General features: G+C 69.7%; 16 protein-coding genes and 1 riboswitch. Of the genes, 8 read left to right on the forward strand and 8 right to left on the reverse strand.

Features of this window, described 5'->3' with window-relative positions; translation table 11 throughout:
* The first annotated feature begins 70 nt into the window (after positions 1 to 70).
* Entirely contained in the window at positions 71 to 283 is a 213-nt protein-coding gene (locus AB0L33_RS12325) for a hypothetical protein (RefSeq protein ID WP_365680326.1), read from the forward strand.
* Positions 284 to 294: 11 nt separating this feature from the next.
* Here AB0L33_RS12325 and AB0L33_RS12330 read toward each other — a convergent pair whose 3' ends face one another.
* The 5 genes from AB0L33_RS12330 to AB0L33_RS12350 form a co-directional block, all read right to left on the reverse strand.
* Positions 295 to 1,314, reverse strand: a complete 1,020-nt coding sequence (locus AB0L33_RS12330; RefSeq protein WP_365680328.1) for a ribonucleotide-diphosphate reductase subunit beta — start codon at positions 1,312 to 1,314, stop codon at positions 295 to 297.
* Positions 1,314 to 3,710 carry a ribonucleoside-diphosphate reductase subunit alpha gene (locus AB0L33_RS12335; RefSeq protein ID WP_365680330.1) on the reverse strand — a complete coding sequence of 799 codons (2,397 nt, stop codon included), beginning with the start codon at positions 3,708 to 3,710 and terminating at the stop codon, positions 1,314 to 1,316. The genes AB0L33_RS12330 and AB0L33_RS12335 overlap by 1 nt, the downstream gene beginning before the upstream one ends.
* 140 nt (positions 3,711 to 3,850) lie before the next feature.
* Positions 3,851 to 3,983: riboswitch (cobalamin riboswitch) on the reverse strand.
* A 58-nt stretch (positions 3,984 to 4,041) separates the two neighbouring features.
* Positions 4,042 to 5,673 carry a monocarboxylate uptake permease MctP gene (mctP, locus tag AB0L33_RS12340; protein ID WP_365680333.1) on the reverse strand — a complete coding sequence of 544 codons (1,632 nt, stop codon included), beginning with the start codon at positions 5,671 to 5,673 and terminating at the stop codon, positions 4,042 to 4,044.
* Positions 5,670 to 5,924: a DUF3311 domain-containing protein gene (locus AB0L33_RS12345; protein ID WP_330453618.1), complete on the reverse strand. Its 255-nt coding sequence runs from the start codon at positions 5,922 to 5,924 to the stop codon at positions 5,670 to 5,672. The genes mctP and AB0L33_RS12345 overlap by 4 nt, the downstream gene beginning before the upstream one ends.
* Positions 5,925 to 6,180: 256 nt before the next feature.
* Positions 6,181 to 6,951: a GntR family transcriptional regulator gene (locus tag AB0L33_RS12350; RefSeq protein ID WP_365680809.1), complete on the reverse strand. Its 771-nt coding sequence runs from the start codon at positions 6,949 to 6,951 to the stop codon at positions 6,181 to 6,183.
* Between the two features lie 281 nt (positions 6,952 to 7,232).
* On the opposite strand from AB0L33_RS12350, the gene AB0L33_RS12355 reads away from it, so the two are divergent.
* The 4 genes from AB0L33_RS12355 to AB0L33_RS12370 all read left to right on the forward strand — a co-directional run bounded on the left by AB0L33_RS12355 (position 7,233) and on the right by AB0L33_RS12370 (position 12,124).
* Complete coding sequence (locus tag AB0L33_RS12355; RefSeq protein WP_365680337.1) at positions 7,233 to 8,531, forward strand: sugar ABC transporter substrate-binding protein; 1,299 nt, start codon at positions 7,233 to 7,235, stop codon at positions 8,529 to 8,531.
* 174 nt (positions 8,532 to 8,705) lie between these two features.
* Positions 8,706 to 9,719, forward strand: coding sequence for an ABC transporter permease subunit (locus AB0L33_RS12360; RefSeq protein ID WP_365680340.1), 1,014 nt, complete (start codon positions 8,706 to 8,708; stop codon positions 9,717 to 9,719).
* The gene (locus tag AB0L33_RS12365) at positions 9,716 to 10,579 is read left to right on the forward strand and encodes a carbohydrate ABC transporter permease (protein WP_365680342.1); all 864 of its coding nucleotides are present in this window, start codon (positions 9,716 to 9,718) and stop codon (positions 10,577 to 10,579) included. Before AB0L33_RS12360 ends, AB0L33_RS12365 begins: the two co-directional genes overlap by 4 nt.
* 9 nt (positions 10,580 to 10,588) lie before the next feature.
* Positions 10,589 to 12,124, forward strand: coding sequence for a glycoside hydrolase family 3 protein (locus AB0L33_RS12370; RefSeq protein ID WP_365680344.1), 1,536 nt, complete (start codon positions 10,589 to 10,591; stop codon positions 12,122 to 12,124).
* 74 nt (positions 12,125 to 12,198) lie between these two features.
* On the opposite strand, the gene nagB is transcribed toward AB0L33_RS12370, so the two are convergent.
* On the reverse strand, positions 12,199 to 12,984 hold the full coding sequence (gene nagB, locus AB0L33_RS12375) for a glucosamine-6-phosphate deaminase (protein WP_365680346.1): 786 nt from the start codon (positions 12,982 to 12,984) through the stop codon (positions 12,199 to 12,201).
* A gap of 199 nt (positions 12,985 to 13,183) precedes the next feature.
* On the opposite strand from nagB, the gene AB0L33_RS12380 reads away from it, so the two are divergent.
* Positions 13,184 to 14,254 (forward strand): SIS domain-containing protein, encoded by a 1,071-nt coding sequence (locus AB0L33_RS12380; protein WP_365680348.1) that lies wholly within the window; start codon positions 13,184 to 13,186, stop codon positions 14,252 to 14,254.
* A 358-nt stretch (positions 14,255 to 14,612) separates the two neighbouring features.
* Positions 14,613 to 16,079, forward strand: coding sequence for a histidine kinase N-terminal domain-containing protein (locus AB0L33_RS12385; protein ID WP_365680811.1), 1,467 nt, complete (start codon positions 14,613 to 14,615; stop codon positions 16,077 to 16,079).
* 166 nt (positions 16,080 to 16,245) lie between these two features.
* Here the strand turns inward: AB0L33_RS12385 and AB0L33_RS12390 are convergent, their stop codons facing one another.
* Both AB0L33_RS12390 and AB0L33_RS12395 read right to left on the reverse strand, forming a co-directional pair.
* Positions 16,246 to 16,503, reverse strand: a complete 258-nt coding sequence (locus tag AB0L33_RS12390) for a WhiB family transcriptional regulator (RefSeq protein WP_003953983.1) — start codon at positions 16,501 to 16,503, stop codon at positions 16,246 to 16,248.
* Between the two features lie 319 nt (positions 16,504 to 16,822).
* Positions 16,823 to 17,791, reverse strand: a complete 969-nt coding sequence (locus AB0L33_RS12395; protein WP_365680350.1) for a diacylglycerol kinase family protein — start codon at positions 17,789 to 17,791, stop codon at positions 16,823 to 16,825.
* A 207-nt stretch (positions 17,792 to 17,998) separates the two neighbouring features.
* Between AB0L33_RS12395 and AB0L33_RS12400 the strand changes: the two genes are divergently transcribed.
* Positions 17,999 to 18,391, forward strand: coding sequence for a hypothetical protein (locus AB0L33_RS12400; RefSeq protein ID WP_365680813.1), 393 nt, complete (start codon positions 17,999 to 18,001; stop codon positions 18,389 to 18,391).
* Positions 18,392 to 18,415: the final 24 nt, after the last annotated feature.

Below are 18,415 nucleotides of genomic sequence, written 5' to 3' on the forward strand. Positions count from 1 at the left end.
GGCAGTAATTCGATGTCCTATGACAGTCCTGCCACTGCCGCTTCTGCGCCGGAACGAGGACAGTAGAGGCATGAACACATTCCTGAACTTCCTCGGCATTTCCGCACTTTTTACCCTCGTCCTGCTGCCCGCACTGGTCGGCATGGCCCGCGAGCGCCGCATCGACCGCGAGCTGCGCGAAGCGGAACAGGACCGGAGCACCCGCCCACCGCAGAGCGCGGACGCCGCGCGGCCGGCGGGGGCCGCACGGCGTCCGTACGTCAGGAGCTGGGCGAGGATCTAGGGGCTGTCCGCCTAGAAGTCGTCGTCGAAGGCGACCGTGCCCTCCACGGCCACCTGGTACGCCGACGGGCGCCGCTCGAAGAAGTTCGTGAGCTCCTGGACCCCCTGGAGCTCCATGAACGAGAACGGGTTCTGCGATCCGTACACGGCCGGGAAGCCCAGCCGGGCGAGCCGCTGGTCGGCGACGCACTCCAGGTACGCGCGCATCGACTCGGTGTTCATGCCGGGCAGCCCGTCACCGCACAGGTCGCGGCCGAACTGCAGCTCCGCCTCGACGGCCTCCTTCAGCATGTCGGTGACCTGCTGCCGGAGGGCGTCGTCGAAGAGGTCCGGCTCCTCCTTGCGGACCGTGTCCACGACCTCGAACGCGAAGTTCATGTGCATGGTCTCGTCGCGGAAGACCCAGTTGGTCCCGGTGGCGAGGCCGTGCAGCAGCCCGCGCGAGCGGAACCAGTACACGTACGCGAAGGCGCCGTAGAAGAACAGCCCCTCGATGCACGCCGCGAAGCAGATCAGGTTCAGCAGGAAGCGGCGGCGGTCCGCCTTCGACTCCAGCCGGTCGATCTTCTCCACCGAGTCCATCCAGCGGAAGCAGAACTGCGCCTTCTCGCGGATCGAGGGGATGTTCTTGACCGCCGCGAACGCCGCCGCGCGGTCGTCCGGGTCGGGCAGATAGGTGTCGAGCAGCGTCAGATAGAACTGGACGTGCACGGCCTCCTCGAACAGCTGCCGCGACAGATAGAGCCGGGCCTCGGGGGAGTTGATGTGCTTGTACAGCGTCAGCACCAGGTTGTTGGCGACGATCGAGTCACCGGTCGCGAAGAACGCGACCAGCCGCCCGATCAGGTGCTGCTCGGCGGGCGTCATCCTCGCGAGGTCCGGCACGTCCGAGTGGAGGTCGACCTCCTCCACGTGCCAGGTGTTCTTGATCGCGTCCCGGTAGCGCTCGTAGAAGTCCGGGTAGCGCATGGGCCGCAGGGTCAGCTCGAAGCCCGGGTCGAGCAGGTTCTGATCGGTGGTCGTGGTGGTCATTACTGGCACGCCTCGCAGGACTCGGGGTTTTCCAGGGAGCAGGCGATGGCATCCGCGTCGGGCGCCTGCGCCTGCTGTACGGGGACGGGCGCGGCGGCCGGCGCCGACCCGGAAGCGGCCCGGGCGATCCGGGTCGCCGGACGCGACCGCAGGTAGTACGTCGTCTTCAGGCCCTGCTTCCAGGCGTACGCGTACATCGAGGAGAGCTTGCCGATCGTCGGCGTCTCCAGGAACAGGTTGAGCGACTGGCTCTGGTCGAGGAACGGTGTACGGGCCGCCGCCATGTCGATCAGGCCGCGCTGCGGGATCTCCCACGCGGTGCGGTACAGCGCCCGCACGTCCGCCGGAATCCACCCGAAGCCCTGCACCGAGCCGTTCGACTCGCGCAGCGCCTCACGCGTCCGCGCGTCCCACACGCCGAGTCGCTTCAGCTCGTCCACCAGATAGCCGTTGACCTGGAGGAACTCCCCGCTCAGGGTCTCCCGCTTGAAGAGGTTGGAGACCTGGGGCTCGATGCACTCGTAGACCCCGGCGATCGACGCGATCGTCGCGGTCGGGGCGATGGCCAGGAGCAGCGAGTTGCGCATCCCGGTCCGCGCGATCCGGGCCCGCAGCGCCTCCCAGCGCTCCGGCCAGTTCAGCTCCACGTCGTAGTGGTCCGGGTGCAGCACCCCGCGCGCGGCCCGGGTCCTGGACCAGGCGGGCAGCGGACCGGACCGCTCCGCGAGGTCGCAGGACGCCTCGTAGGCCGCGAGCATGACGCGCTCGGCGATCTTCGTGGAGAGCGCCCGGGCCTCGAGGGAGTCGAAGGGCAGCCGCAGTCGGAAGAAGACGTCCTGGAGACCCATCGCGCCCAGGCCCACCGGCCGCCAGCGGGCGTTGGACCGGCCGGCCTGCTCGGTCGGGTAGAAGTTGATGTCCACGACCCGGTCGAGGAAGGTCACCGCGGTCCGCACGGTGGCGTCCAGCCGCTCCCAGTCGATCGAGCCGTCGGCCACGAACGCGCCGAGGTTGACCGAGCCGAGGTTGCAGACGGCCGTCTCGCCGTCGTCGGTGACCTCCAGGATCTCGGTGCACAGGTTCGATGAATGCACGACCCGGCCCGGCTCGGCGGTCTGGTTCGCGGTGCGGTTGGAGGCGTCCTTGAACGTCATCCAGCCCTGCCCGGTCTGCGCCAGGGTCCGCATCATCCGGCCGTACAGCTCGCGGGCCGGCATGGTCTTGCGGGCCAGTCCCTTCGCCTCGGCCGCCCGGTACGCGGCGTCGAAGGCGTCGCCCCACAGGTCGGTCAGCTCGGGCACGTCCGCCGGGGAGAACAGCGACCAGGTCCCGTCCGCGTCGACGCGGCGCATGAACTCGTCCGGAATCCAGTGCGCCAGGTTCAGGTTGTGCGTGCGGCGCTGGTCCTCGCCCGTGTTGTCGCGGAGCTCCAGGAACTCCTCGATGTCCGCGTGCCAGGTCTCCAGGTAGACCGCGGCGGCACCCTTGCGGCGCCCGCCCTGGTTCACGGCCGCCACCGAGGCGTCCAGCGTCTTGAGGAACGGCACGATGCCGTTGGAGTGCCCGTTGGTGCCCCGGATCAGCGAGCCCCGGGCGCGGACGCGGGAGTACGAGAGGCCGATGCCGCCCGCGTGCTTCGACAGCCGGGCCACCTGGTGGTAGCGGTCGTAGATCGAGTCCAGCTCGTCCAGCGGCGAGTCCAGCAGGTAGCAGGACGACATCTGCGGGTGGCGGGTCCCGGAGTTGAAGAGCGTCGGCGAGGACGGCAGGTAGTCCAGCCGGCTCATCAGCCCGTACAGCGCCGCGACCTCGTCCAGCGCCCGCTCGGAGGTGTCCTCGGCGAGCCCGGCGGCGACCCGGAGCATGAAGTGCTGGGGGGTCTCGATGACCTGGCGGGTGATCGGGTGGCGCAGCAGGTAGCGGCTGTACAGGGTGCGCAGCCCGAAATACCCGAAGCGGTCGTCGGCCCCGTCCGCGAGGGACCGCTCGACCAGGGCGTCCAGGGCGGCCGCGTGCAGCGTGACGAACTCGGCGGTCCGGTCCGCGATCAGGCCCTCGCGGTGGCCCACGGCGACCGAGGCGGCGAACGAGGTGGCACCCTGCCCGGCGGCCTCGTCCGCGATGGTCCGGGTGAGCAGCCGGGCGGCGAGGCGGGAGTAGGCCGGGTCCTCGGAGATGAGGCCCGCCGCGGCCTCGGTGGCCAGCGAGCGCAGCTCCGCCTCGTCCGACCGGGCGTTGCGGCCGCGCAGGGCGGCGGCGGCGACGCGGCCGGGGTCGGTGTCGGGCAGGTCCGCGGTGAGGTCGGTCAGGGTCCGCAGCAGCGCGGTGCCCGGTCCGTCGTTCTCGGTCCCCGCTGCTCCGGCCGCTGAAACCGGATCGGCTGGCGCGATGGTCACGTGGTGCTCTCCCTCGCTCGGCTCCGGCCAGGCGGGGAGCGGGGGCAGCCGGGCAGGAGGGGGCCCGGGCGGGGCGGCACTCCGTGCGGCGTCCACCGGCCCATCCCACGAGGCCCGGACGTCTGGGCATCCGGTTCGGTCGAGCCGGATGCGCCGTCGGCAGGTCCTCGGACTCGTCGGGTGCGTGAAAGCGCACCGAAAACACCGTTGCGGGACAGTTCCGGATTCGCACCGGATTCCCCTGCGGCGACAGCGAGCATGAGCATACATGTGGGGGCCGCCCCGTCGGGCAGCCCCCACATCTTGTGTCGCGAGGTGTAAGGGTGTGCGGTCAGTGACCGCCGGGCGCCCCCGCCGTGGCCGGCGGCAGCTTCTCCTGCACGCCCGGGTCGCCCGCGTCCGCGGTGTAGTCGGCCGGAGAGGTCTCGTCGGTCCCTGCCGGGGCCTTGACCGCGTTCAGGACGAAGGTGAGGACGACGACGACCACGACGTTCAGCACGAACGCGGTGAGGCCGATGTAGCCGATCTCGCCGAGGCCCGGGATCTCCTTGGAGGACCCGCCGAAGTGCTTCTGTGAGCCGTTCGGGTTCGCGACCCCGTAAGCGGCCAGCGTTCCGTAGACCATGCCGGCCGCCCAGCCGGCGATGAGCGCCCAGCGGTGGAACCACCGGGTGAACAGGCCGCCGACCAGGGCCGGCATGGTCTGGAGAATCCAGATCCCGCCCAGCAGCTGGAAGTTGATCGCGACGGTCTTGTCCATCGTGAGGACGAAGGCGAGCGCGCCGACCTTGACCAGCAGCGAGACCAGCTTGGAGACCTTGGTCTCCTGCTCGGGCGTCGCGTCCGGCTTCAGGAAGTCCTTGTAGATGTTGCGCGTGAACAGGTTCGCCGCGGCGATGGACATGATCGCGGCCGGCACCAGTGCGCCGATGCCGATCGCGGCGAACGCCACCCCGGCGAACCAGTCGGGGAACATGTTCTCGAACAGCTGCGGGATGGCCAGCTGGCCGTTTTCCACCTTGACGCCGGCGGCGATCGCCATGAAGCCGAGCAGCGCGAGCAGGCCCAGCATCAGCGAGTACAGCGGCAGGATCGTCGTGTTGCGGCGGATCACCTCACGGCTGCGGCTGGAGAGCGTCGCCGTGATCGAGTGCGGGTACATGAACAGCGCCAGCGCGGAGCCGAGTGCCAGCGTGGCGTAACCCCAGTGCCCTGCCTCGCCCGGAGCGAGCGCGCCGGTCGGCGGCTTCCCGGGCGGGTTGAACTTGTCCGCGGCGGCCGAGAAGATGTCGTCGAAGCCGCCCAGCTTGATCGGGATGTAGATGATCGCGACGGCGATGACCAGGTAGATCAGCCCGTCCTTGACGAACGCGATCAGCGCGGGCGCCCGCAGTCCCGAGGAGTAGGTGTAAGCGGCGAGCACCGCGAACGCGATCAGCAGCGGCAGGTCCTTGACGAACCAGTTGGTGTTCTCGCCGCCGCCGACTCCCATCACGTCCAGCACCGCCTGGATGCCGACGAGTTGGAGCGCGATGTACGGCATCGTGGCGAGGATGCCGGTGACCGCGACGGCCAGCGAGAGACCCTTCGAGCCGAACCGGCCCCGGACGAAGTCCGAGGTGGTGACGTACCCGTGCTTGTGCGAGACCGACCACAGGCGCGGCAGGAAGGTGAAGATCAGCGGGTACACCAGGATGGTGTAGGGCACGGCGAAGAAGCCGGACGCGCCCGCCGCGTAGATGGCCGCGGGGACGGCGACGAAGGTGTACGCGGTGTAGAGGTCGCCGCCGAGCAGGAACCAGGTGACCCAGGTACCGAACGACCGTCCGCCCAGGCCCCATTCGTCGAGCGTGGCCTCGTTCTCGGCCTTGCGCCAGCGGGCGGCCAGGAAGCCCATGACCGTGACGGCCAGGAAGAAGAAGATGAAGACGCCGAGCGCGACGCCGTTCACGCCGTCCTTCATGCCGACGCACCCCCCTTGCGGGCGCGCTGGTCACGCTGCCACAGCTTGTACGCGACCATGGTGAGCGCGGTGGAGATCAGCACCCAGAGCATCTGGTACCAGTAGAAGAACGGGATGCCGATGAAGGTCGGGTCGATCTTCGCGTACGAACTCACCCAGAGCATCGCCACGAACGGCGCGATGAGACACAGCGCGATGACCACCCGCACCGGGGTGACCGTGGGTGGCTTTCCTTCTGGTTCTTCGGGCATGGCGGCGACTCCGTCCCCTCGCTGATCACCTGTAATGCGCAGGAAATCTAGGCGAGGCATCCGGCCACCGTCACCCCCCGTCCGCATTGCGGTCCGGCAACGGTCGTCACCGGCCGGCCGGATGACCGGATTGGCGGCAAACGTCCGGGGGTTGGTCCGGTCCAAGGCCGCCACGGAAACGCCGAACGGCCCCCGGAGGCGGGTCCGGGGGCCGTTCGCGGCGCACATGCGTACGCCGGGTCAGTCGGTACGACGGTCAGTCCAGCGGGCGCTTCAGGCGGGCCACGAACTTGTAGCGGTCGCCGCGGTAGACCGAGCGCACCCACTCGACCGGTTCGCCCTGTTCATCCAGTGAGTGCCGGGAGAGCATCAGCATCGGCAGGCCCACGTCGGTGCCGAGCAGCCCGGCCTCGCGCGGGGTGGCCAGCGAGGTCTCGATGGTCTCCTCGGCCTCGGCCAGCCGGACGTCGTACACCTCGGAGAGCGCGGTGTAGAGCGAGGTGTACTTGACCAGTGAACGGCGCAGCGCGGGGAAGCGCTTGGCCGAGAGGTGCGTGGTCTCGATGGCCATCGGCTCGCCGCTCGCCAGGCGCAGCCGCTCGATGCGCAGGACGCGGCCGCCGGCGCTGATGTCGAGCAGTCCGGCGAGGGTGTCGTCGGCGGTGACGTAGCCGATGTCCAGGAGCTGCGAGGTCGGTTCGAGCCCTTGGGCGCGCATGTCCTCGGTGTACGAGGTGAGTTGCAGGGCCTGGGAGACCTTCGGCTTGGCGACGAAGGTGCCCTTGCCCTGGATGCGCTCCAGGCGGCCCTCGACCACCAGCTCCTGGAGCGCCTGGCGCACGGTGGTGCGCGAGGTGTCGAACTCGGCCGCCAGGGTCCGTTCCGGGGGCACGGGGGTGCCCGGCGGCATGGTGTCCGTCATGTCGAGGAGATGTCGCTTCAGCCGGTAGTACTTGGGTACGCGCGCGGTGCGCGTCCCGGCGCCCGTGCCCGCCTCGTTCTCCGAACTGCCCCCGTCGGCGCCCATGGCCCGCCTTCCCGACTGCTGCGTTGCTGCCGTCACCGGCTCCTCCGTCTGTCGCGGCTCACATGGTGGCACGGTCCGGTCACGGCTCGTCGCCCTCCCTCAGGTGTCGGTCCTATAACGGACGCGAGTGCACTTCTTATACACCCTTGACACCCCTAAAGGTCTAGGCCAAGCTCCCGGTACTGGTCTAAACCATTAAAGACCAGGTCCCAGCCCCAGAGGTACTCGTCGACGTTCTCGCGCGGTGGGGAGGGGGTTGCAGCATCCCTGAGGAGGGTGGCGTGAAGCGCAAGCTCATCGCGGCGATCGGCGTCGCGGGCATGTTGGTTTCCATCGCGGCGTGTGGTTCGGACGACAAGACGTCCTCGAAGGACCCGAAGGACCGCAAGGAAGACCTGACTGTCTGGCTCATGGGCGAGGCCCAGTCGACCTGGCCCGAACTGGTCAAGGACGTCAACGCCCAGTTCAAGAAGAAGTACCCGAACGTCAACGTCAAGATCCAGTACCAGGGCTGGGCGGACAAGGTCAAGAAGCTCGACACCTCCCTCGGTGGCGACAAGTTCCCGGACGTTGTCGAACTCGGCAACACCGAGACCATGCAGTACATCCTCAATGGTGCGCTCGGCGAGATCGACACCTCGAAGTACGAGAACTCGGACACCTGGATCAAGGGCCTGAAGGACACCTGCTCCTTCGAGGGCAAGGTCTACTGCGTTCCTTACTACGCCTCCGCGCGCCTGGCGGTCTACAACAAGGACATGCTGAAGGCCGGCACCGGCAGCGACGCCCTCCCGCAGAACGAGGACGACTTCCTCAAGGCGATGGACAAGGTCCAGGCCGAGCTCGCGAAGAAGGACAAGCGCGCCTCGTCCCTGTACTACCCGGGCCGCTACTGGTACGCCGCCATGTCCTACGTCGCGGCCGAGGGCGGCCAGATCGCCAAGTACGACGAGGGCTCGAAGGAGTGGAAGGCCACCCTCTCCACCCCCGAGGCGCAGAAGGGCATCCAGCACTTCGTCGACCTGGTCAAGAAGTACAACAAGGCCGACCAGACGAAGGACGAGCAGGACCACGCCAACGTCATGGCCAACGAGAAGGCCGCGGTCATCTACGGCCAGGCCTGGGAGGCCGGCAGCGTCACCACGGGCGAGAACGGCAACCCGAAGCTCGACGGCAAGATCGCCACGGCCGGTATGCCCGGCCCGAACGGCAAGGCCCTCCCGTCCTTCATCGGCGGCTCCGACCTCGCCACCATCTCCAAGTCCAAGGTCCAGGACCTCGGCCAGGAGTGGATCTCCCTCTTCACCAACGCGAAGTCCATGGACGTCCTCGCGTCGAAGAACATCCTCCCGAACAACGAGAAGCAGCTTGAGCCGCTGAAGGCCAAGCCCGAGACGGCCGCCATCGCCAACGCGGTGCCGGACGCCTGGTTCACGCCGATCGCGCCGGGCTGGGCCTCCATCGAGAAGGAGGAGATTCTGGAGAACATGCTCCTGAAGATCCTCAAGGGCACGTCCGTCGCCGACGCCACCAAGAAGGCCGACAGCGAGATCGACGCACTGATCAACAAGAAGGCGTAAGTCTTCCGATCGCCAGGCGGGGGCCCGGCATTGCGCCGGGCCCCCGCTCCCCCTCGGGCGGGTTTCGAACGTCCCGCCTGCCGGGCGGACGGCGCTACTTTCGAAACACGCCCCAGCTCAAGAACGCCGTGTTTTCCGGGGGCTGCCTCGGACCCGCGATGGAAGGTCAGCCACGTGACTGCCGCCGATACCAAGGCCGCCGGGCCACCGGTCCCCGTACCACGTGATCCCAAGGCGGACGGGAGCCCGCTGTCCGATGAAGGCGGCAACGCTCCCCTGAAGCAGAAGAGGAAGCGGAAGAAGGGCGAGCTGCTGCCCTACCTCCTGATCCTCCCGGCGATCGTGGCGATCGCCGCCGTCTACCTCTACCCGCTCGCCAAGACCGTCATCATGTCCTTCCAGGACATGGGCCGGCGCGAGCTGTGGACCGGTGATCCCGCACCCTGGGTCGGCTTCGATCAGTTCACCAACATCCTCGGTGACTCCGAGTTCTGGTGGGTGACCTTCCGCACCGTCGTCTTCATGGCCGTCTGCGTGTCGCTGACCATGGGCATCGGTCTGCTGATCTCCCTGCTGATGCGCCGGCTGTCCAACTGGGTGCGGCTCGTCCTGACCTTCTGCCTCATCGCCGCCTGGGCGATGCCGCTGATGGTCGCCGCCTCCATCTTCCGGTTCATGGCCGACTCCGACTACGGCCTCATCAACACCCTCATCGCGAAGGTCGTCGGCGACGACTGGCTCGGCCACAACTGGTACCTCGACCCGGTCCAGGGCTTCGCGATCATCACGCTGCTGGTCGTCTGGGGCGCCATCCCCTTCGTCGTCGTCACCCTGTACGCCGCCCTCACCCAGGTCCCCCAGGAGCTGGAGGAGGCCGCGTCCCTCGACGGCGCCACCAGCTACGGCGTGTACCGCTACGTGACCTGGCCGGTCATCAAGCCGGTCTTCAGCATGGTCGCCACGCTGTCGGTGATCTGGGACTTCAACGTCTTCGGCCAGATCTGGCTGCTGCGCGGCAGCAAGCCCGAGCCGGAGTACGAGACCCTCGGCCTCTACTCCTACTCGAAGGCATTCGAGTCCACCTCCTTCAGCCAGGGCACCGCGATCGCCCTGATCACGGTGATCCTGCTGTCCGCGGTGGCCGTGTACTACCTGCGCCAGCTCATGAAGACGGGAGAGGTCGAATGAGCACCACGACCGACACACCACAGGTCCTGCGCCCGGACCGCAAGAAGAGCCGCGTCGGCCTGAACATCCTCGGCCTCGGCATCTCGCTGGTCATGGTCTTCCCGGTCTACTGGCTGGTCATCAGCGCCCTGCGGCCCAGCCGCGAGATCCGCTCGTACGACCAGACCCTGTGGCCCTCGTCGATCACCTTCGACAACTTCGTCAAGGCCGTCGACCAGCCGAACTTCGGCACCGCCGTCCAGTCCAGCCTGATCGTCACGATCACCGCCGTCGTCGGCGGCATGATCATCGCCACCCTGGCGGCGCTGGCCATCGGCCGGTTCCGCTTCTTCGGCCGCAAACCCCTGCTCCTGATCATGATCCTGGTCCAGATGCTGCCGCCCACGGCGATGCTCATCCCGATCTACGCCCAGCTCAACGCCATGGGCGGCATCGACGAGTACTGGAGCCTGATCGTCGTCTACCTGGTCTCCACGCTGCCGTTCGCGACGATCATGATCCGCGGCTTCGTGGTGAACATCCCGGTGGAGCTGGAGGAGTCCGCCATGGTGGACGGCTGCACCCGCTTCGGCGCCTTCCGCCGGGTGATCCTGCCGCTGCTCGCCCCCGGCCTCGCCGCCGCGTCGATCTTCGCGCTGGTGAACGCCTGGAACGAGTACCTCTTCGCCTACATCCTGATCAACGACAACTCCAAGTACACGCTCAACGTGTGGCTGATGACGTTCACCAGCGAGCGCGGCACGGACTACGGCGCCCTGATGGCGGCGTCCACCATGATCGCTCTTCCGGTCGTCATCTTCTTCATGTTCGTGCAGAAGAAGATGGCCGCGGGGCTCACCTCCGGCGCCGTGAAGGGATAACGCCGCCCCATGACCACCCTCACCTCCACCACGGACACCGTCACCCGTGACGCGCTCGCCGTGCTGCAGCCCGGCTTCACCGGAACCACGGCGCCCGAGTGGCTGCTGCGCCGGGTCGGCGAAGGGCTCTCCTCCGTCGGCCTGTTCGGCCGCAACATCGAGAACCCCGACCAGCTCGCCGCGCTCACCGCCCAGCTCAGGGCCGAGCGGGACGACGTGCTCGTCGCCATCGACGAGGAGGGCGGCGACGTCACCCGCCTCGAGGTGCGGAACGGCTCGTCGTTCCCCGGCAACCTGGCGCTCGGCGCGGTGGACGACACCGAGCTGACCCGGGCCGTCGCCCACGAGCTGGGCCGCAGGCTCGCCGCGTGCGGGGTCAACCTCAACTGGGCCCCGTCCGCGGACGTCAACTCCAACCCGGGCAACCCCGTCATCGGCGTCCGCTCCTTCGGCGCCGACCCGCACCTGGTCGCCCGGCACACCGCCGCGTACGTCGAGGGCCTCCAGGCCGCCGGTGTCGCCGCCTGCACCAAGCACTTCCCCGGGCACGGCGACACCGCGGTCGACTCGCACCACGCGATGCCCCGCATCGACGTCGACCTGGGGACCCTGCACGCCCGGGAGCTCGTCCCGTTCCGGGCAGCCATCGCGGCCGGCTCCAAGTCGGTGATGAGCGCGCACATCCTGCTGCCCGCGCTCGACCCGCACCGCCCGGCCACCCTCAGCCCCCAGATCCTCACCGGTCTGCTGCGCGAGGAGCTGGGGTACCAGGGGCTCATCGTGACCGACGCCGTGGAGATGCAGGCCATCGCCTCGACGTACGGGATCGAACGAGGCTCGGTCCTCGCCGTCGCGGCCGGTGCCGACGCGCTGTGCGTCGGTGGCGGGCTCGACGACGACAGCACGGTCCTGCGGCTGCGCGACGCGCTGGTCGCGGCGGTGCGCTCCGGTGAACTTCCCGAGGAGCGGCTCGCCGACGCCGCTGCCCGGGTCCGCGCCCTCGCGTCCTGGACGCGGGAGGCACGGGGGGCTGTACGGGAGCCGGGCGCGGCAGCACAGGAGGGGACCGCGCCCGGCACCGCACAGAGCACCGGCATCGCCTCGGACATCGGCCTGGTCGCCGCCCGCCGCGCGGTGAAGGCGACCGGCGAGGCCGCACCGCTCACCGCTCCGGCCTACGTGGCCGCGTTCACCCCGGCCGCGAACATCGCGGTGGGCGACGAGACCCCCTGGGGCGTCGCGGCCGAGCTGGCCCGGCTCGTCCCGGGCACGGAGACCGACACCTACAACGGCGCCTCCGAGGCCCCGGCCGAGGCCGCGCTGCGGGCGGCGGGGGAGCGGCGCATCGTCGCCGTGGTCCGCGACGCGCACCGCCACGCGTGGATGGCCGAGGCCTTGGACGTGCTCCTCGCGGCGCGCCCGGACACCATCGTGGTCGAGATGGGCGTCCCCCAGGCCGGGCCCCGGGGAGCCCTGCACATCGCGACGCACGGCGCCGCCCGCGTCTGCGGCCAGGCGGCGGCGGAGATCATCGCCGGGAGCTGACCCCGCGCACACGAGAGGGCCGGGACACCACCACGGTGTCCCGGCCCTCTCGCGTACGGCGGAGAAGCGAAGGGTTACAGCCCCTGCCAGGCCGGCTTCGCCGCGTACGTCGCGCGGAAGTAGTCCGCCAGCTTCAGCTTCGACGCCGCCGCCTCGTCCACGACCACCGTCGCGTGCGGGTGCAGCTGGAGCGCCGACGCCGGCACGATCGAGGCGACCGGTCCCTCGACCGTCGCGGCGACCGCGTCCGCCTTGCCCTCGCCCGTGGCGAGCAGGATCGGGTGGCGGGCCTCCAGGATCGTGCCGATGCCCTGGGTGATGACGTGGTGCGGCACCTGGTCGATGTCGTTGTCGAAGAAGCGCGCATTGTCGACCCGGGTCTGCTCGGTGAGCGTCTTGATCCGGGTGCGGGAGGCGAGCGAGGAGCAGGGCTCGTTGAAGCCGATGTGCCCGTCGGTGCCGATGCCCAGCAACTGGAGGTCGACGCCGCCGGCCTCGGCCAGCGCCCTGTCGTACGCCTCGCAGGCCGCCTGGACGTCCTCGGCGGAGCCGTCGGGGCCCATGAACGCGTCCACGGAGAGCCCGAGCGGTTCGATCACCTCGCGCAGCACCACGGAGCGGTACGACTCCGGGTGGCCCGCCGGCAGCCCGACGTACTCGTCGAGCTGGCAGACGCGGGCGCGCGAGGCGTCCACGGCACCGGAGCGGACCAGGGACGCGAGCGCCTGGTAGATGGGCAGCGGGGTAGAGCCGGTGGCAACGCCGAGAAGGGCGTCGGGCTTGCGGCCGAGCAGGGCGCCGATGGCCCCCGCGATCAGTTCGCCGCCTGCCTTGGCGTCCGGGACGATGACAACTTCCACGCGGGGCCTGCCGATCCGATCGAGAGTGACGATATGTGGTATAGACCAATCAAGGTTCCAATCTAGCAGACTCACCCTGCCCCGAGATGTCCGTACCGGCACTCGGACGCGCTCCACCGGACGCCGCCCGCTGGCGACCCCCGCGCACCCCGTGTTCGACTTGTGCGGGGCATCGCGCGACACCCGGGAGGCACCAGACATGTCAGCCACGTACCCGGCCGGCGAGGGCGAGTGGCCCGGCCGCATCATGTCCGGCGAGATGGCGGAGCAGCCCGCGGTGCTCCGCCGCATCCTGGAGCGGGGAGCGCCCGCCATCCGCGAGACCGCCGGGCGGATCGCGGCGCGGAACCCGCGCTTCGTCCTGCTCACCGCCCGCGGCACCTCCGACAACGCCGCGCTCTACGCGAAGTACCTGCTGGAGATCACGCTGGGGCTGCCCTGCGGGCTGGCCTCGATGTCGACCACCACGGCGTACGGAGCGAAGCCGGACCTCCGCGACGTGCTCGTCATCACCGTCAGCCAGTCCGGCGGCTCGCCCGACCTGGTGGCGTCCACCAAGGCGGCCCGGGAGGCCGGTGCGGTGACCCTGGCGGTGACCAACAATCCGGACTCGCCGCTCGCGGCCGTCTCCGAATACCACATCGACATCCTGGCCGGGCCCGAGAAGGCGCTGCCGGCCACCAAGACGTACACCGCGTCCCTGCTCTCGCTGTACCTGTTCGTGGCGGGGCTGCGCGGCGGCGACGGGGCGGCGGCGGTCGTCCTGCCGGACCTCGCGGAGGAGGTGCTCGCCCGCAAGGACGAGGTGCGGGCCCTGGCGTCGCGCTACCGCTTCGCCGAGCGCATGGTCATCACCTCGCGGGGATACGGCTACCCCACGGCCAAGGAAGCCGCCCTCAAGCTCATGGAGACGAGCTACATCCCGGCCCTCTCGTACTCCGGCGCCGACCTGCTGCACGGCCCCCTCGCGATGGTGGACAACATCTCGCCGGTGATCGCCGTGGTGACCGACGGCCGGGGCGGTGAGGCGCTTCAGCCCGTCCTGGACCGGCTGCGCGGCCGGGGCGCCGACCTCTTCGTCGTCGGGCCGCAGGCCCAGGTGGCGGCGGCCTCCGCGGGGTTCGTGCTGCCGACGGCCGGGGTGGCGGAGGAGGTCCAGCCGGTCCTGGAGATCCTGCCGCTCCAGATGCTGGCGTACGAGGTGACGATCGCGCGGGGCCAGGACCCGGACGCGCCGCGCGCCCTCGCGAAGGTCACCGAGACCCGCTGAGGCGGGGAAGTCCCCGGAAGAACCCGCGGGCCGCGGCGCCGGGCCGGGACCCTCAGCCCGACCAGCACCGCAGCCCGGAGTAGGGCCGCCCTCGCGGGCGGCCGGCTCGGCCGGCGGTGTGCGGTGCCCCCGGCCGGGGGAGAGGCACCGGCGCAGTCAGGGCAGAGAGCGCGGGTACCTCGTTCCGCTCTCCTGTGCGGGGAGAGCGGAGGTCCTCATCAAGCATTGTGGACTAGACCACTGGCCCGTGTCCATGCGTGCGCGGTGCCAATGTCGGCCCCGGTTCACTGCACGTACGGGCAGCGGTTCCGGTTCGGACCGGCAGGCATCCACGGGTACGCTCGCACCCGTGCCCTCCATGAACGACCTCGTACGCCAGCACACCGCCCTGAGCGACACCGACCTCGAGTGGCTCCACCTGCTGGTCTCGGAGTGGCAGTTGCTCTCCGACCTCTCCTTCGCCGACCTCGTCCTGTGGGTCCCCACCCGCGACGGCACGCGGTACGTCTCCGTCGCGCAGATGCGGCCCAACACCGGCCCCACCTCCTACCAGGACGACATGGTCGGCCACCTGGTCCCGCGCGGCCGCCGCCCGCTCCTGGACGCCGCGCTGGACGAGGGCCGGATCGTGCGCGAGGGCGACCCGGAGTGGCGCGAGGAGGTGCCCGTACGGGTCGAGTCGATCCCCGTGCGCCGGGAGGGCCGGGTGCTCGGCGTGATCGCGCGCAACACCAACCTCCTCACCGTCCGCACGCCGTCCCGGCTGGAGCTGACCTACCTCCAGTCCGCGTCGGACCTGGCCCAGATGATCGCCGCCGGGGCCTTCCCCTTCCCGGGCCAGCAGGTCGACATGGACGCGTCCCCGCGCGTCGGCGACGGCCTGGTCCGGCTGGACGCCGACGGGGTCGTGCAGTACGCCAGCCCCAACGGCCTCTCCGCCTACCACCGCCTCGGTCTCGCCTCGGACCTGGTCGGCCAGCACCTCGGCCAGATCACCGCCGAACTCGCCCCGTCCCGGGGCCCGGTGGACGAGGCCCTGGTCAAGATGGCCAGCGGTTACGCGCCCCGCGAGTTCGAGGTGGAGTGCGCGGGCGGGGTGATCCAGCTGCGCGCGATCCCGCTCAAGCCCAAGGGCGTCCGCATCGGCTCCCTGGTCCTCCTGCGCGACGTGACGGAACTGCGCCGCCGTGAACGCGAGTTGATCACCAAGGACGCCACCATCCGGGAGATCCACCACCGGGTGAAGAACAACCTCCAGACGGTCGCCGCCCTGTTGCGCCTCCAGGCCCGCCGGATGGACTCCCCGCAGGGCCGCGAGGCGCTCAACGAGGCGGTGCGGCGCGTGGGTTCGATCGCCATCGTGCACGAGACGCTGTCCCAGAACCTGGACGAGCGGGTGGAGTTCGACGACATCGCCGACCGGGTGATCGCCATGGTCGCGGAGATCTCGCCGGGCAAGGTGACCTGCCGCCGCACGGGGCGCTTCGGGATTCTCGACGCCGAGGTCGCGACACCGCTCTCGATGGTCCTCACCGAGGTCCTGCAGAACGCCCTGGAACACGCCTTCTCCGTCGCGGAGTCCGGCACCGTCGAGGTCTCGGCGGTCCGTGGCGGCTCACCCACCGAGGGGCGGCTGCTCATCACCGTCCAGGACGACGGCTGCGGTCTGCCCGAGGGGTTCGACCCGCAGAAGGCCGGCAACCTCGGCCTCCAGATCGTCCGCACCCTGGTGGAGGGCGAGCTCGGCGGCACGTTCGGCATGGTGCCGGCGCCGGAGCGCGGGACGCAGGTCGTCCTCGACATCCCGGTCCGCAACGAGAAGTAGCGCGGATCACCCGCACACGGCAGAGAGCCCGGACCGTTGGTGAACGGTCCGGGCTCTCTGGTCAAGCATGCGCTTCGGGGGTACTGCGCGCTGCGACTCGGGGGGCGGGGTGGTGCGTACGCGCTGTACGCGCCGCCTGCGCTGAGGTTCGTAGCGGTGGCGTCGGTCAGGCGCTGGCGTTGCGCGCCCGGTTGCGAGCGGCGCGGCGCTTCATCGCGCGGCGCTCGTCCTCGCTGAGGCCACCCCAGACGCCGGAGTCCTGGCCGGACTCGAGCGCCCACTGCAGGCACTGCTCCATGACGGGGCAGCGACGGCAGACGGCCTTGGCTTCCTCGATCTGCAGCAGCGCAGGACCGGTGTTGCCGATGGGGAAGAACAGCTCCGGGTCTTCCTCACGACAAACGGCGTTGTGACGCCAGTCCATGGCTGCTACCTCTCCTTGGTGTTACGTACTGTGGCTTGTGAATGTGAACGCTTTCACGAATCCCCCCGCAGGTGTAGGCCCTACGCCCAGATGAACTGGTTGTGGTCCTGTGAAGTGAGGAGGGGTTCTGGCTCTCAGTGGAGGCCGTTGTTGCGGGCCGTCCCGATCGCCATGTAGAGATTCGCAAACCTCGGCGGCGGATACAACCCCTTCAGGAAAGTTTTTTTTGATTCCTCGGTGTCGGCTAGGTCACAGCCGTACTTCTAGAGGGTGGAAGCCAGTCCAAACGTTCGAGTTAAAGGACTTTGGTCCCTTCCACTCACACAATCACACGCAGTGCACGGCGTACGCCTGTGAACGTCACACTCGTACGCACTCCGAGGTGGTCACCGTCCATCTGGAAGGGCAGCGGGACCTTTGAATGCAAGGTGAAGTCCGTGAGGTCGTGCCGTGAAACCGCGTGCTTCCCCCGCGGGCCCTTCTCCGGGCTCGACGTGAGGAGCTGGGTGGCATAGCGGCCGACCGCCGCCGTGGACAGTTTCCGCAGGCCCAGCACGTCCAGGGCGGTGTCGAAGGACGCCTTCGGGGCCGCGTACACCGGCCGGTTCCCCAGGTACGTCCAGGGGGAGGTGTTGCAGATTATGGAAAGCGCGAGATCGGTGACCGGCTCCTCACCGGGCACGTCGAGCGTTATCACGCCCTGTCTCCGGTGCGGCTCCTCCAGGAATTGCCGGAGCACCTGGCGCACGTACAGGGCATGGGTCGAACGCTTGCCGCGCTCCCGCTGCTGTTCGACCCGGCCCACGACTCCCGCGTCGAATCCGAGGCCGGCGCAGAAGGTGAACCACCGCTCCGGCACCGATTCGTCCTCCGTGCCCGGAGTCCCCGCCGCGAGGCCGAGGCCGACCGTGCGTTCGGTCCGGTCGGCCAGCGCGTCCAGAATGGCGCCGGTCGCCTCCACCGCGTCGTTGGGGAGCCCGAGGGCCCGCGCGAAGACATTGGTGGAGCCGCCGGGCACCACGGCCAGCTTCGGCAGGTTGTCCAGGTCGGGGCCCCGGTGCAGCAGGCCGTTGACGACCTCGTTGACCGTGCCGTCGCCGCCGAGCGCCACCACGAGGTCGATGTCGTCGCTGTCGGCGGCCCGCCGCCCCAGGTCGCGGGCGTGCCCGCGGTACTCCGTGGAGACGGCCTCCAGCTTCATCTCGCTCGCCAGCGCGTGGATCAGCACGTCACGGGTCCGCGCACTGGTGGTGGTGGCTGCCGGATTGACCACAAGAAGTGCGCGCATGTCTGCCAGCCTACCTACCACGGGGTACCCCCCTGAAGTCCTGCCCGCAGGACCTCACGCTCGGTGACGGCTCGGGGGTGCGGCGGTGCTGCGCGCCACCCCGGCTTTCCTTCGCCGGGGCCGGGATGCCAACCTGCAAGGGTGAGTACTCAGCAGAACGCGCCCTCGCCCCTGGCCGAGCCGGCGAAACCGGCCAGGATCACGCTCGTGGCCGCGATCAGCGGCCTCGAAGGCGCCGCCCTCGTCATCGGCGGGATCTACATGCTGGTGATGGGCCTGCTGGGCCGGCCCGACAGCCCCGAGCAGGCCGAGATGGGTGGGCTGACCGTCATCGCGCTCGGCCTGATCCCGCTCCTCGCCGCCCGTGGCCTGCTCCTGCGCCGCAGCTGGAGCCGGGGCCCCGCGCTCATCACGCAGATCATCGCGCTGCCGGTGGCCTGGACGCTGCTGCGCTCCCACGGCGCGTTGATCCCGGCCGGCATCGTGCTCGCGGCGGTCGCGCTGACCGCGCTCTACCAGCTGGTCAGGCCCGCCACCATCGAGGCCCTCGGCATCCGCAGGCCGGGCACGGCGCCCGACCCGGGCCCCGAGGACGCCTGAGGGCTCCCGGACGCACGAGGAGGC

Source organism: Streptomyces sp. NPDC052299, assembly GCF_040679335.1.
Taxonomy (GTDB): Bacteria; Actinomycetota; Actinomycetes; order Streptomycetales; family Streptomycetaceae; genus Streptomyces.